General features: G+C 67.8%; 14 protein-coding genes. 9 read left to right on the top strand and 5 right to left on the bottom strand.

Annotated elements, in window-relative coordinates:
- Window positions 1-119 precede the first annotated feature (119 nt).
- A complete protein-coding gene (locus ACSYS9_RS17780; protein WP_032129364.1) occupies window positions 120-848 on the bottom strand; it encodes a response regulator in 729 nt (242 codons plus the stop codon).
- 127 nt (window positions 849-975) lie between these two features.
- On the opposite strand from ACSYS9_RS17780, the gene rlmD reads away from it, so the two are divergent.
- The 9 genes from rlmD to ACSYS9_RS17735 all read left to right on the top strand — a co-directional run bounded on the left by rlmD (window position 976) and on the right by ACSYS9_RS17735 (window position 8,309).
- Window positions 976-2,310: a 23S rRNA (uracil(1939)-C(5))-methyltransferase RlmD gene (gene rlmD, locus ACSYS9_RS17775; protein ID WP_071229417.1), complete on the top strand. Its 1,335-nt coding sequence runs from the start codon at window positions 976-978 to the stop codon at window positions 2,308-2,310.
- A gap of 33 nt (window positions 2,311-2,343) precedes the next feature.
- A complete protein-coding gene (locus tag ACSYS9_RS17770) occupies window positions 2,344-2,829 on the top strand; it encodes a CYTH domain-containing protein (protein ID WP_071229427.1) in 486 nt (161 codons plus the stop codon).
- 114 nt (window positions 2,830-2,943) lie between these two features.
- Entirely contained in the window at window positions 2,944-3,639 is a 696-nt protein-coding gene (locus ACSYS9_RS17765) for a DsbA family oxidoreductase (protein ID WP_049398295.1), read from the top strand.
- Window positions 3,640-3,802: 163 nt separating this feature from the next.
- Window positions 3,803-4,810, top strand: a complete 1,008-nt coding sequence (gene nagZ, locus ACSYS9_RS17760; protein ID WP_005414204.1) for a beta-N-acetylhexosaminidase — start codon at window positions 3,803-3,805, stop codon at window positions 4,808-4,810.
- Window positions 4,810-5,364: a hypoxanthine-guanine phosphoribosyltransferase gene (locus ACSYS9_RS17755; RefSeq protein WP_005410592.1), complete on the top strand. Its 555-nt coding sequence runs from the start codon at window positions 4,810-4,812 to the stop codon at window positions 5,362-5,364. The genes nagZ and ACSYS9_RS17755 overlap by 1 nt, the downstream gene beginning before the upstream one ends.
- A gap of 82 nt (window positions 5,365-5,446) precedes the next feature.
- A complete protein-coding gene (locus tag ACSYS9_RS17750; protein WP_010482830.1) occupies window positions 5,447-6,193 on the top strand; it encodes an S-methyl-5'-thioinosine phosphorylase in 747 nt (248 codons plus the stop codon).
- An 88-nt stretch (window positions 6,194-6,281) separates the two neighbouring features.
- The gene (locus ACSYS9_RS17745) at window positions 6,282-6,488 is read left to right on the top strand and encodes a cold-shock protein (protein WP_005410590.1); all 207 of its coding nucleotides are present in this window, start codon (window positions 6,282-6,284) and stop codon (window positions 6,486-6,488) included.
- 102 nt (window positions 6,489-6,590) lie between these two features.
- Window positions 6,591-7,859, top strand: coding sequence for an FAD-dependent oxidoreductase (locus tag ACSYS9_RS17740; protein WP_071229418.1), 1,269 nt, complete (start codon window positions 6,591-6,593; stop codon window positions 7,857-7,859).
- Window positions 7,860-8,039: 180 nt separating this feature from the next.
- Entirely contained in the window at window positions 8,040-8,309 is a 270-nt protein-coding gene (locus tag ACSYS9_RS17735; RefSeq protein ID WP_032129345.1) for a hypothetical protein, read from the top strand.
- Between the two features lies 1 nt (window position 8,310).
- Here the strand turns inward: ACSYS9_RS17735 and pdeM are convergent, their stop codons facing one another.
- The 4 genes from pdeM to ACSYS9_RS17715 are packed head-to-tail and all read right to left on the bottom strand — an operon-like array spanning window position 8,311 to window position 14,000.
- Window positions 8,311-8,952, bottom strand: coding sequence for a ligase-associated DNA damage response endonuclease PdeM (gene pdeM, locus ACSYS9_RS17730; protein ID WP_032129346.1), 642 nt, complete (start codon window positions 8,950-8,952; stop codon window positions 8,311-8,313).
- Window positions 8,942-11,401 (bottom strand): ligase-associated DNA damage response DEXH box helicase, encoded by a 2,460-nt coding sequence (locus ACSYS9_RS17725; protein WP_071229419.1) that lies wholly within the window; start codon window positions 11,399-11,401, stop codon window positions 8,942-8,944. The genes pdeM and ACSYS9_RS17725 overlap by 11 nt, the downstream gene beginning before the upstream one ends.
- Window positions 11,398-13,005, bottom strand: a complete 1,608-nt coding sequence (locus ACSYS9_RS17720; protein ID WP_071229420.1) for an ATP-dependent DNA ligase — start codon at window positions 13,003-13,005, stop codon at window positions 11,398-11,400. Before ACSYS9_RS17720 ends, ACSYS9_RS17725 begins: the two co-directional genes overlap by 4 nt.
- Window positions 13,002-14,000 (bottom strand): ligase-associated DNA damage response exonuclease, encoded by a 999-nt coding sequence (locus tag ACSYS9_RS17715; RefSeq protein ID WP_071229421.1) that lies wholly within the window; start codon window positions 13,998-14,000, stop codon window positions 13,002-13,004. Before ACSYS9_RS17715 ends, ACSYS9_RS17720 begins: the two co-directional genes overlap by 4 nt.
- Between the last annotated feature and the right edge of the window lie 75 nt (window positions 14,001-14,075).

Below are 14,075 nucleotides of genomic sequence, written 5' to 3'. Positions count from 1 at the left end.
CCCACCCACACCGCCCCGCCCAACAAGCAGAAAGCCAGAGCCGCTCTGGCTCTGGCCTTTGACGTTGCCCTGGCTTGAAGGCTTCGGTAGGTGCAGGGCGCAGCCCTGCCGAACAACCCTCAATGCAGCAGGGCAGCGACCGCGTCGCGGAATCCCGCCTGGGCCTGCCCGGACTCCGGCGCATGATGCAACTGGCGCACCGCCCGGCCCAACCGCGCCGCGCCCACGAAGCCACAGCTCGCCTGCAGCCGATGCAACTGGCTGCGCAGCTGGCGCTCGTCATGCTGGTCCACCGCCTGCTCGACCGCATCGCGTACGCCCGGCAGCTCGGCCAGGAACAGCTCGCGCAGCGCGATCAGGTGGTTGCGCTGGCCATTGAGCGCGGCCAGTGCCGCAGTCTCGTCCCAGTCCTGTACCTGCAGCTCGACCGCGGCCGGCGCCTGGGCCATGACGATCCCGGCCGGGCTGTTGACCAGGGCGCGGCGCACCGCCTTCAGCAGCTGGTCGCGGCCCAGCGGCTTGACCAGCGTGTCGCTGAAACCGGCCTCGCGCAGGCGCGCATGGATCGAGGTATCGCCGTCGGCGGTATGCGCCAACGCCGGGGTGTCGGGATGTGAACGGCGCAGTTCGCGCAGCAGCTGCGCGCCATTGCCGTCAGGCAGGTTGACGTCGATCAGCCACAGGTCATGCGCGCCGGGCTCGGCGCTGGCCAGGGCACTGGCCAATGAGTCTGCGGTGTCCACGTCCGCCGGTAACGTTTCCAACGCCGCCTTGAAAAAACCGCGGCTGATGATGTCGTCCTCGACAAGCAGGAAGCGGGGCCGGCTGGCCCGCGGGGTCATCTGCATCAGGGCTGCCTCCATGTCAGCTGTTGCAATCATCAAGCACAGCGGCGGCGGGCGCAAGCGGGTCCGGACCCTGCCGGTCAGGATCTGCGACAATACGCCCCCATTTTTGCCCGCAGCCTGTTGCCACGTGGCCCGATCCCGCTCCCGCATCGACCGTACCCCGTTCCAGACCGAGATCCTCGACCTCAGCCATGATGGTCGCGGTGTCGCCCGCCGTGAAGGCGAGGGCGGCAAGGTCACCTTCGTCAGCGGCGCCCTGCCGGGCGAGGTGGTCATGGCCGAACAGACCGCCCGCAGCCGCCATTTCGACGAAGCGCGTACGGTGGAAGTGCTGCAGGCCTCGCCGCAGCGCGTCACCCCGAAATGCCCGCACTTCGGCACCTGCGCCGGCTGCGTGCTGCAGCACCTGGACGAAGACCAGCAGATTGTCGCCAAGCAGCGCGTGCTGATGGACAACCTGGAGCGCATCGGCCACGTGAAGCCGGGCACCGTGCTGGCGCCGCTGGTCGGCGAGAGCTGGGGCTACCGGCGCAAGGGCCGCTTCTCGGTGCGCCGGGTCGAAAAGAAGGACAAGACCCTGGTCGGCTTCCGTGAACAGGATCCGCGCTTCGTCGCCGACCTCAGCCAGTGCCTGACCGTGATCCCGGAAATCGGCACCAAGGTCGAGGCGCTTTCCAGCTTCATCGAATCGCTCGATGGCAAGCGCGATATCCCGCAGATCGAGTTCATTGCCGGCGACCAGGCCGTGGTCCTGACCGTGCGTCACCTGCAGCCGCTCAGCGACGCCGATCGTGCGGCCTGGGCCGCCTTCGGCCAGCAGCATGGCTTCGTGATCTACCTGCAGTCCGGTGGCGTGGATACCGTGCAGCCGCTGGACGGGCAGGGCGTGCCGCTGTCGTTCCGGCTGGCGCCGTGGGACGTGGAGCTGGCGTTCCGTCCGTTGGACTTCATCCAGGTCAACGCCAAGCTCAATGAGAAGATGATCGCCCACGCCCTGGACCTGCTGGAGCCGGGTGAGGACGAGCGTGTGCTGGACCTGTTCTGCGGCCTGGGCAACTTCACCCTGCCGCTGGCGCGCCGCGTGCGCGAAGTGGTCGGTGTGGAAGGTGATGCTGGCCTCGTCGCGCGGGCCCGTGAGAATGCCGAGCGCAACGGCCTGACCAACGCCCAGTTCTTCAGCGCCGACCTCACCCAGGACCAGCGCAGCACGCCGTGGATGCGCCAGGGCTTCGACAAGCTGCTCTTGGATCCGCCGCGCTCGGGCGCGATCGAAGTGCTGCAGCAGCTGCCGCTGAAGCAGTTCAAGCGCATCGTCTACGTCAGCTGCCACCCGGGTTCGCTGGCACGCGATGCCGGCTATCTGGTCAACGAACAGGGCTTCACCCTGGTCAGTGCCGGTGCCATGGACATGTTCCCGCACACCGCGCACGTGGAAAGCATCGCGGTATTCGAGAAGCGCTGATCGGCTGTCATGCCCATCGCGCATAATGGCGCGATGGGCATCGAAATCGAACGCAAATTCCTCGTCAGCAGTGATGGCTGGCGCACCGCCGCGCACCGGGTGATCCCGATGGCGCAGGGCTACATCAACGACATGGGCGCGCTCGATCGCGGCACCCAGAACGCTTCGGTGCGCGTGCGCATCGAAGGCGACCACGCCGCGCTGAACCTGAAGTCGCGAACCATCGGCCACACCCGCCAGGAGTTCGACTACCCGATCCCGGTGGACGATGCGCGCGCACTGCTGGCGCTGTGCGTGGGCGGCCTGATCGACAAGCGCCGCCATCTGGTCGAACACGCCGGCCTGACCTGGGAGGTGGACGAGTTCCTCGGCGACAACGCCGGCCTGGTCGTGGCTGAGGTTGAGCTGGACAGCGCTGACCAGACCATCGACCTGCCGGACTGGGTGGGTGCCGAAGTCACCGATGATGCCCGCTACTACAACGTTGCCCTGGCCAGCCACCCGTATTCAGAGTGGTGAAACCACCAAAAAGGGGACGGAGGGGATTAAGTCGTCTTTACCCCATCTGTGCGGAAAACGACTTAATCCCCTCCGTCCCCTTTTATCGAGGGTGTCGGCCCCCATGTGGAAAGGATGAGAATCGACATCTACTCCGACGTGGTCTGCCCCTGGTGCTGGATCGGCAAGCATCGTTTCCAGCAGGGCGTGCAGTTGCTGGGCGCCAACGCGCCTGAACTCGATATCCACTGGCAGCCGTTCCAGCTCGACCCGGATGCTGACGCCACCCCGGTGCCGCTGCGCGAGGCCTATGTGCGCAAGTTCGGCGGCGTTGAGCGTACCGAACAGATCCTCGGCCAGACCCAGACCACCGCGCGGGCCGAGGGCCTGCCGATGGACTTCAGCCAGGGCCAGGTGCGGGTGACCACGCTGCCGGCGCACCGGGTGTTGTGGCTGGCGGGCGAGCACGGCGTGCAGGATGCGGTGGGCGAAGCACTGTTCCGCGCCCACTTCGAGCACGGTCAGAACCTGGCGGACCCCTCGGTGCTGATCAAGGCGGGCGCGGCAGGCGGCCTCGACGCGGGTGAAATCACGCAGATGCTGGCCTCCGACCGCGGCTTGGCCGAGGTCGAAGCCAAGCTGGCGCAGGCTCATGCATTGGGCGTTTCTTCGGTGCCGACCTTCGTCATCGATGGGAAGTGGGCCATTTCCGGGGCGCAGCCCCCCGAGGCCTTCGCCAACGCCCTGCGCCAGATCGCCGCCGAGCAGGGCGCGCCTGCGGCCCCGGCTGACGGCGACGAGGCCTGCGGTCCGGACGGCTGCAAGGTCTGACCGGATCCGAAAAGGGGACGGAGGGAATTAAGACGTATCCAGCCCGTAGGGGCCGATTGCGGCTTAATCCCCTCCGTCCCCTTTTTCTGACCACTGCGCCTGTCGGCCGGTTCTGCGACAATGCGGCACTGCGCCATGCGGGCGCGCGTTGTGGAGATCGACCATGCTGCTGATCGGCGTTGCCGGCACCGAACTGACCGCCCAGGAACGCGACTGGCTGCAGCACGATGCCGTGGCCGGGGTGGTGCTGTTCAAGCGCAACTTCGCCTCGCGCCAGCAGGTGACCGATCTGAGCGCGGCGATCCGCGCTGCCGCGCCACGCCCGCAGCTGATCTGCGTGGACCAGGAAGGCGGTCGCGTACAGCGATTCCGCGAGGGTTACAGCGATCTGCCGCCACTGCAGGACATTGGTGCCCTGTATGCCACCGACCCGCAGCAGGCCTTGGCATTGGCCGAACGGCACGCCTGGCTGATGGCCAGCGAGGTACGCGCCAGCGGCCTGGACCTGAGCTTCGCGCCGGTGGTCGATCTTGGCCGTGGCAACCGTGCCATCGGCAACCGCGCCTTCAGTGAAGACCCGCAGGTGGTGGCCGCGTTCACCGCCGCCTACGTGCGTGGCATGCACTCGGTCGGCATGGCCGCCACGCTCAAGCATTTCCCCGGCCACGGCACCGTGCTGGAAGACACCCACGTCGATACCGCGATCGATCCGCGCGCGCTGGACGAGCTGCGCGCGCAGGACCTGGTGCCGTTCCAGGCCGGCATCGCCGCCGGTGCCGATGCGGTGATGATGGCGCACGTGATCTACCCGCAAATTGCGCCTGAACCGGCAGGTTACTCGCCGCGCTGGATCCAGGACATCCTGCGCGGCGAGCTCGGCTTCCGTGGCGTGGTGTTCTCCGACGACATCGGCATGGCCGCCTCGCACAGCGCCGGCGGCGTGCCGGCGCGCGTGCACGCGCATCTGGACGCCGGCTGCGACGTGGTGCTGGTCTGCCACCCGGAGCTGGTCGATGAAGCCCTGCACGCGGTGCAGGGGCGCTCCCTCAATACCGCTGCGCTGCTGGGCCTGATCGGCCGCGGCGCGCTTGGCTGGGATGGCCTGCTGGCCGATGCCCGCCATGGCGACACCCAAACCCGTCTGCTTGAAACCCTTGGAAGAACTGTCTGATGCCCAACCTCACCATTTCCCAGGCCCTGGCCCAGGCTGACCTGCTGGTCGACCGCCCCACCATCGACAAGGCCATCGCTGGTATCGCCGACGCCATCGCGCGCGATTACAAGGGCGAGGTGCCGCTGTTCCTGTCCATCATGCACGGTGCGCTGCCGTTCGCCGGCCAGCTGGCGCTGGAACTGGGCGCGCGCGGCCAGGACGTGCAGTTCGATTACCTGCACGCCACCCGTTACCGCGGTGAAACCACCGGCGGCGACCTGGTCTGGAAGCACAAACCGGCCACCTCGCTGTTCGGTCGCCGCGTGCTGCTGGTCGACGATATCCTCGACGAGGGCTACACCCTGCAGGGCGTGCGCACCTGGTGCCTGGAACAGGGCGCGACCGACGTGCGCATCGCCGCGATGACGGTGAAGAAGCACGACCGCGCGCTGCCGGACGTGACTGCCGACTACGCCGGCATCGAACTGCCGGACCGTTACGTGTTCGGCTTCGGCATGGACGTCAACGAAACCCTGCGCTGCGTGCCGGCCATCTACGCGATGAAGGAATAACGGCGCAGCCGCCCGCGGCGCGTCTTCTTCTGCCGCCGGCATCCTCGGGTGCCGGCGTTCGTCTTTTCATGGAGTGCTTCGAATGCAACAGATCGCCCTGGCCGTGATCGGCGGTACCGGTGTCTATAACCTGGCCAAGCTTGACGACGTGCAGACCCACGAGGTCGACACCCGCTTCGGCCGTCCGTCGGGCCCGGTGCGCGTTGGTACGCTGCTCGGCCATCGCGTGGCGTTCCTGGCGCGGCATGGCGAAGGCCATTCGCTGCCGCCGCACAAGATCAACTACCGCGCCAACCTGGCCGCGCTGCAGCAGCTGGGCGCGCAGCGCGTGCTGGCGTTGAACACGGTGGGAGGCATCACCGAACACTTTGGTCCGCGCGTGCTGGCCTGCCCGGACCAGATCATCGACTACACCTGGGGCCGCATCAGCACGATCTGTGAGGAAGAAGGCACCGACGTGGTCCATGTTGATTTCGGCCACCCGTACACACCAATGCTGCGCAGCAAGATCCTGGCTGCGGCCAAAGTGACCGGCGTCACGGTCCATGACGGTGGCTGCTACGGCGCAACACAGGGCCCGCGCCTGGAAACCATCGCTGAAATCGCCCGTATGCGCCGCGACGGCTGCGATCTGGTGGGCATGACCGGCATGCCGGAAGCCGCGCTGGCACGCGAGCTGGGGCTGGATTACGCCTGCCTGGCGATCATCGCCAACTGGGCTGCCGGCTGTGGTGATGGCGAGGAGATCACGATGGCCGAAGTGCTGGCCAACGTGCAGGCAGCCGGCAACGGACTTCCGGAACTGGTGGGCGAATTGGCACGGGGGTGATTGTCTTCCCCGAGCAAGCTTTGCATACTCAGCTTGTGCGCGGGTTCAGCGTACACCACCCATTCATTGCATAAGGTCTCGCATCACCATGCCGAACGGTACCGTCAAGTGGTTCAACGACGCCAAGGGATTTGGCTTCATCTCGCCGGAGGATGGCAGCGCCGACGTGTTCGCGCACTTCTCCGCCATCAACTCCAAGGGCTTCCGCAGCCTGCAGGAAGGCCAGCGTGTCACCTATGACGTGACCCAGGGCCCGAAGGGTGCCCAGGCTTCGAACATCACGCCGGCCGAGTGATCCACTCGACAGTGCGTTGAAAACCCCGCTTCGGCGGGGTTTTTTTTGCGCGGATTGCCCGCGACCCGCTCGCGATCCAGCCGCCTCGGGCACAATGCAGCCATGACGGAACGACTGCGCATCGCCGTGATCGGCTACGGCACCGCTGGACAGGCAGTGTCCATCCTGCACACCCGTGACGGCCACGAGGTGGAGATCTTCGAACGCGTGCCCACGCCGGGGCCGGTGGGTGCCGGTTTCCTGCTGCAGCCCAGCGGCCTGCAGGTACTGTGGCAGATGGGCCTGCTTGATTCCGTGCGCGCACATGCCGCGCCGGTGCACCGCCTGTATGGCGACACGCCGTGCGAGCGCGCGGTGATGGACATGCGCTACGAGGGACTGGATGCGCGCCTGCACGGCCTGGGCATGCAGCGCGGGGCCTTGTTCTCGCTGTTGGACGAGGCGCGCGCAGGCGAGGGCCAGCTGCATGCCGGTACCACCATTACCGAGGTGGATGCCGAACACGGCCGTCTGCGCGACAGCGACGGGCGCACGCATGGCCCGTTCGACCTGGTAGTGGTCGCCGATGGCGCCGCGTCGACGCTGCGCGGCACGATCGCCGGCGGTGCCGGGCTGGACCGCGTGTATCCGTGGGGGGCGCTGTGGTGCCTGCTGCCGGCCGAGGACTGGCCGCACGTGCAGGAGCTGCGGCAGCGTTACGTGGCCGCGCGCAAGATGATCGGACTGCTGCCGGTCGGCACGCGCCCCGGTGATGACACGCCGCGCCTGAGTTTCTTCTGGAGCCTGCCACGCGCCGACTTCGAACGCTGGCAGGCCGATGGCATGACGCCCTGGCTGGATGAACTGCATGCACTGTGGCCGCAGGCCAGTGCGCGCTTCGCCCATCTGCGTGATGCCGGCCAGTTGGCGCGCGCGGTCTACCGTGATGCGGTGATGACGCGCTGGCACCACGGCCGCATGGTGCTGGCCGGTGATGCCGCGCATGCGATGAGCCCGCAGCTGGGGCAGGGCGTGAACATGGCGCTGTTGGACGCGCTGGCGCTGCGCGATGCGGTGCGCACCTATGGCGGCAGCACGGTCGCGCTGCAGGCCTACCAGGCGCAACGCAGGGCACACGTTGCGGTGTACCAGCGCTGGAGTCGTTGGCTGACGCCGCTGTTCCAGTCCGACCGCGACGCCTGGGCGAAGGCGCGTGACGTGCTGCTGGGCCCGATGGGGCGCCTGCCCGGGGGGCGTGGCCACATGCTGCGCGTGCTCAGTGGCACCCAGCACGGCTGGTTCGGTGCACTTGCACTGGATCCGGCGTTCGTCGACGCACTGGCCACTGCAGCGGAAATGCCTCGTATCAACGCGATTTCGGCCAATGCGTGAAGCGCGTCGTCACCTGAATTAACGGTTGCCTCACCGCCGATATGCGAGAAGTAGGTTGCACGCGATTGCGCGTCGCCCGTTTTCCTTTCCGTGATCAACATCGCGCGTGGCCCGGGCGGCGCTGCCGTTGCGGCCTGTTGCGGCCCGGACGTGCCGCCTGTTGTTGAAGAGGAGGACGCCATGTTGTTCGCGGTCGAGGAGCTGGAATCGGAAATCTGCAAGCTGCGCGGATTGCTGCAGATGCTGCACGAGGACCAGCCCGACGTACTGGAGGACGTGTTCGAGTTCCATGTCGGCAGCCTGATCAGTCATGCATCAGCGGAGCACCACGCGCGCATCCGCACCTGCGCGCAGGAAATGCTGGCGGCGATCCAGGCGTTGCCGCGACGACGTGAGGGCGACACGCCTGATTTCCAGTTGATGCCGCAGCTGGGCATTCGTCCGGCCTGATTCAAGCCACCGGCAGTTGTACCAGGCCGTTTTCCACGCAGGCGACCCTTTGCTCGCCGCGGGCGGGCACGGGCACGATGCCGGCAGTGAACGCGGAGAAGGCCGGCAGCACCGTCATCCGCTCACGCAGCCAGAACGCGGGGAAGCGCCGTCGCAATGGCGGCAAGGCGACCTGCGGATGCAGATGCCCGGCGATCACATGCAGCTCTGCATCGGGCATCGGCTCATGGCGAAGCAGGAACGGCTGCAGCCGTACTTCATCGTGGATCTGTACCTGCAATTGAGCATGCGGCAGCTGGCGGTCGTGATTGCCACGCAGGACATGCACGTCCAGCGAAGCATTGCGTTCGCGCCATGCAAGCCATTGCTGGTACCACGCAGCGCGATGCGCCGGTCCATGCAGGATGTCACCCAGGATCCACAGCTCGCGACAGGCATGCCTGTCCAGCAGCCCCTGCAGGCGTTGCAGGTCTTCGCCGGTGCCGCCGCTGGGCAATGCGATGCCGGCGCGGCGGAATACATCGGCCTTGCCCAGGTGCAGGTCGGCGATCAACAGCGCCTGCCGCGCGGGCCAGTACAGCGCACGCGCGCCAAGCAGTATCAGCGATTCGCCGGCGCGCAGCAGCGGCAGTTCATCGGCCATGGCGGCGCTCCAGCTGCTGGGCCGCGCGTTGCACGCGGGTGCGCCAGTCCTCGTTGCTGAACTGCCCGCGCAGGCGTTCGGCCCACAACGGGAAGCCCAGTGGCGTGAGTGATGTCGGGTGCTGCACCGAGAGGGTCTGCATGCCGATCCTTGCCAGGACCTGCAGTAGTCCCGGCAGATCCAGGCTGTCGTGCAGCACTTCGCGTTCGGCCAATGCCAATAGCAGGTGGCCGGGGTCATGCTCGCGCAGTACGTCGTAGAGCAGGCCTGCCGAGGCTTGCAGCTGGCGCAGCGATCGCGGCATGCCGCCGGGCAGGCTGGGGACCAGCAGGCCCGCTACGCGTGCGATGCCACGGAACTGGCGGCGCGCCAGCTCGCCCAGGTTCACCGCGGCACGCAGATCGTCCAGCAGCTGATCGGCGGTGAACAATGCCCGCCATTGCGCCGCATCCAGTTCGATCGCCTGCGCCGGTGCCAGCACCAGGCCATGATCGTTCACCGCGTAGCCGATGCTGTTGCGCTGCCGGCGGGTACAGCGCAGTGCCAGCAAGGCGGCCAGCGCCTCGTGCACGTGACGGCCGGCAAAAGGGTAGACGAACAGGAACTGGCCGTCGCGGCGCCGCACCTCTTCCACCAGCAGATGCTCTGGGCCGGGAAGCGCCGACAACTGCTGCTGCAGTGCCAGCAAGGGGGACAACCAGCGTGATTCGGCACTGTCGTCGGCGCCGGACAGCACCCACTCCAGCTCGCGGCCGAGCGGCATCGACAGCGGCAACTGGCCTCCCTGCCAGCGCGGCACCACACCATCACCGCGCCCTCGTGCCAGCCGCACGAAGGCGGTCATGTCGCGCAGCTGCACCAGTTCCAGCAGGCGCCCGGCGAACTGGAAACGGTCGCCGCGACGCAGGCGGCTGGCGAACTGTTCCTCTACGGCGCCCAGGCTGCCGCCGCGCAGGAACTGCACGCGCACGCTGCCATCGCTGCTGATGGTGCCGATCGACAGCCGATGGCGCAGTACCTGACGGCGATCGTGCATGCGGTAGTGGCCGTCGGCATCACGCACGACCTTGTGGAAATCGGGGTACTGGGCCAGGGCCTGGCCACCCTGCACGATGAACGTCAGAACGGCCTGCCACTGGTCTTCGCCGAGCGACGCAAAGGCATGGGTACGCCGTACCTGCGCCAGCAGCGCATCGCTGTCGAAGCCACCGGCCAGGGCGCGGCTGACCGCATGCTGGGCCAGCACATCCAGCGACAGCGTCGGCGGCCTGCGCGCTTCGACCACGCCTTCGGCCAATGCACGGCGCACCGCGGCGTATTCGGCCAGCTCCAGTGCATGGCTGGGCACGCACAGGATGGAACCGCTGGCGCCCGGGCGGTGACGCGCACGTCCCGCGCGTTGGCGCAGGCGGGCCACGCCCTTCGGGCTGCCCAGCTGCAGTACCTGCTCAACCTCGGGGAAGTCCACGCCGAGGTCGAGGCTGGAGGTGGCAACCACGCAGCGCAGCGCGCCCGCGCGCAGGCCATCCTCGACCTGCTGGCGCAGCGCTGGATCAAGCGAGCCGTGGTGCAGCGCAAGCGTGTCCGGGGCTTCCGGCCAGACCGCGGCCAGCGCCTGATGCCACAGTTCTGCCTGCGCACGGGTGTTGGTGAACAACAGGCTACTGCGTGCCCGCATCAACGCGTCCAGCACCCGCGGCAGCTGCGCCAGGCCCAGATGCCCGGCCCACGGAAAACGTTCGCCGGGTTCCGGCAGCAGGCTGCGCACGCTGATCGCGCGCGGGCGCACGCCCTGCACGATCGGCGCGTCGGGCTGTCCGGGCAGCAGCACGTCGCGCGCCTCATCCAGGTTGCCCAGCGTGGCCGAAAGCCCCCACAGCTGCACTGCAGGCGCAGCTTCGCGCAACACCGCCAGGTTCAACTGCAGCAGCACACCGCGCTTGTTGCCCAGCAGCTCATGCCATTCGTCCACCACCACGCAGCGCAGCTGGCGCATGCGCGGCAACGTATCCGGATAGCTCAGCAGCAGCGCCAGTGATTCGGGCGTGGTGACCAGTACGTCGATGCGGCCTTCGCGGGCCTGGCGCCGCTCGCGGTTGCTGGCGTCACCGCTGCGCAGGCCGACACGCCATCCCAGTCCCAAGCCGTCGACGACGGCCTGGAGCGCGCGTGCGGTATCACTGGCCAACGCGCGCAAGGGCGTTACCCACAGCACCTGCAATGGGCGCACCGCACTGGCGCGGCGGGGCGAGGGCGGTGGATCGATCAGCGCCTGCAGCAACGGCCCGCCGAACATCGCCAGCGTCTTGCCGCTGCCCGTGGGCGTATGCAGCAACCCGGATTCGCCGGCCAGGTAGTGGCGCCACATCGCGCGCTGGAAGGGCAGTGAGCGCCAGCCGCGTGCCGCGAACCAGTCTTCCAGCCGGCGCAGTGCCTGGCTGCGGGTCATCGCGCCAGCGCCTGCAGGCTGGCCAGCTGATCGGCCTCGCTGGCAGGCTTGTCGTGGCGCCAGCGCAGGATGCGCGGAAAGCGCACGGCGATCCCCGATTTGTGCCGGCTGCTGCGGTTGACCGCTTCGAAACCCAGCTCGAACACCTGTTCGGCGCGTACGCTGCGCACCGGCCCGAAACGTTCGCGGGTGTTGGCGCGGATCCAGCGATCAAGCGCGAGGATCTCCTTGTCGTCCAAGCCCGAATACGCCTTGGCCACCGGCACCAGCGTGTCGCCGTCCCAGACGCCGAAGGTGTAGTCGGTGTACAGCGTGCTGCGCCGCCCATGGCCAGCCTGTGCGTACAGGAGCACCGCATCGATGGTGAGCGGATCGACCTTCCATTTCCACCAGTCACCGCGGCGTCGCCCAGCCAGGTAGGGCGAGCCGCGTCGTTTCAGCATCAGCCCTTCCACGCCACGTTCGCGTGCCACATCGCGCATCGCCGCCGCCTGCGCCCAGTCGACGGCGGCAACGTCGGGCGACAGCTGGATCCGCACATCGTCCAGTGCACCGATGACCGCGGCAAGCCGCGTACGCCGTTCCTGCAACGGCAGCTCACGCAGATCCGCGCCATCGTGCTCCAGCAGGTCATAGGCGAGCACGCGTACCGGCGTGTTGCGCAGAGTCGCTGCTCCTGGCTTGCGACGCTGGATGCGGGTCTGCAGGGCGGTGAATGCGCGCGGCAGGTTGGCGGTCTCGTCCCAGGCCAGCAGCTCTCCGTCCAGCACGCAGCCCTCCGGCAACGCCATCGCGGCGTGCTCGATCTCGGGGAAGCGGCCATCCAGTCGTTCCTCGCCACGGGACCACAGCGCGACTTCGCCACGCCGGCGCAGCAGCTGCAGGCGTATGCCATCCCATTTCCATTCCAGCAGCCAGTCGTCGATCGCGCCGAGGCGTTCGGCAGGATCGCCTTCCAGAGGGGAGGCGAGGAAGAAGGGGTAGGGCTGCTGGCGGTCGGACGGCAGCTCGTCCGGTGACAGCAGTTGAGCCAGCAGCCCGGGCGAGGGGACCCACTCGCCGAGCATGCGCTGGGCGATGCGTGCGATGTCCAGGCCGGACCATTCCGCCAGTGCCTGCTGTACCAGTCGCTGCGAAACGCCAACGCGCAGGGCGCCGGTCAGCAGCTTGTTGAACACCAGGCGTTCGCTGCTGCACAGCTGCTGCCAGCCGGTGACTATCGCCGCGTGGCGTACTGCTTCGGGTTGGTTGGCCACGGCCAGCAGATGCTGTTCGATCCAATCAGCCAACGGGCGGTCGGCGGCCGGCTGGGATGGATCGTCCAGCAGCAGGGTCAGCGTTTCGGCCAGGTCGCCCACCTGCGCATAGCTGTCTTCCACCAACCACGGGGGCAAGCCGGATTCTTCGGCAATCCAGGCGCGCAGTTCGCCGCTGGCAGCGATCCTGCGGCGTGCGCCGCCCACCTTGCCACCGCTGAGCAGGTACAGCGCCCATGCCGCATCGTGCGCGCGCGCCTGGCGGAAGTAGTCGACCAGTGCGGCACGCTTGTCCAGCGTGGCGGTGCTGCGGTCCAGGCGCTGGTAGAGCGCTGCGAAGGCCTTCATTCCTCGCTCCCGAAATCGGTACGGAAGGCTTCGGCCGCCACGCCGCGCTCACGCAGGAAGGGAATCAACGCATCGGTATTGCCATGGGTGGCGATCACCCGCTGCGCACCGGTCTGTTCAATGGTCTGCAGCAGCGCAGGCCAATCGGCGTGATCGGAAATGACGAAGCCACGATCGACGTTGCGGCGACGCCGGTTGCCGCGCAGCTGCATCCAGCCCGAGGCAAAGCCCAGCTGGTGGCGGCCGAAGCGGCGCATCCACGGTGTGCCGGCGGCCGAGGGTGGTGCGAGGATCAGCTGGCCGGCGGCATCGGGCTGACGGCCCTGTTCGGCGACGGTGAGCGTCTCCAGCATCGGCACGCCGGCCTGCCGGTAGACCGCGACGCCATTGGCGATGGCGCCGTGCAGCCAGGCTGGTCGATCGTCCAGCGGCAGCAGCTCGGCCAGCACCCGCTGTGCCTTGCCCAATGCGTAGCACAGCAGGATCGCGGCTTCGCCACGTTGTTCGCATTCGCGGCGCCACGCCAGGATCTCTGCAGCCACCGCCGGCGTGTCCGGCCAGCGGTAGATCGGCAGTGCGAACGTAGCTTCAGTGATGAAGGTATCGCAGGGCACCACTTCGAACGGTGTGCAGGTCGGATCAGGCTGTCGCTTGTAGTCGCCGGAGGCTACCCATACCTGCTGCCCGTCGTCGATGCGTACCTGTGACGAACCGAGCACGTGGCCGGCCGGATGCAGCGATACCTGCACCTGCCCGAGGCGGAACGGCACACCCTCGGCATGCCCCTGCACCGGCACGTCACCCAGACGCCAGCGCAGGATCGGCAGGCTGCCTTCGCTGCAGTGGTACTCCCCCATGCCCGGGCGGGCATGGTCGCCGTGGCCATGGGTGATGACCGCGCGCGCTACCGGTCGCCACGGGTCGATATGGAAATCGCCGGCGGCGCAGTACAGCCCCTCCGGGCGCAGCACCACCAGATCGTCGTTGCCTGCCATGCGGTCACTGTGGCCTGCGTCTCGTGCAGAGGGTGAGAACCGGCCTGAACACGGGCTTGGCAGGCGATGCGGCAC

The sequence above is a fragment of the Stenotrophomonas sp. STK17_22 genome, assembly GCF_051983905.1.
Lineage (GTDB): Bacteria > Pseudomonadota > Gammaproteobacteria > Xanthomonadales > Xanthomonadaceae > Stenotrophomonas > Stenotrophomonas maltophilia_A.
Note: the sequence above shows the minus strand (reverse complement) of the source record. Positions and strands in the feature narration are given on the sequence as shown.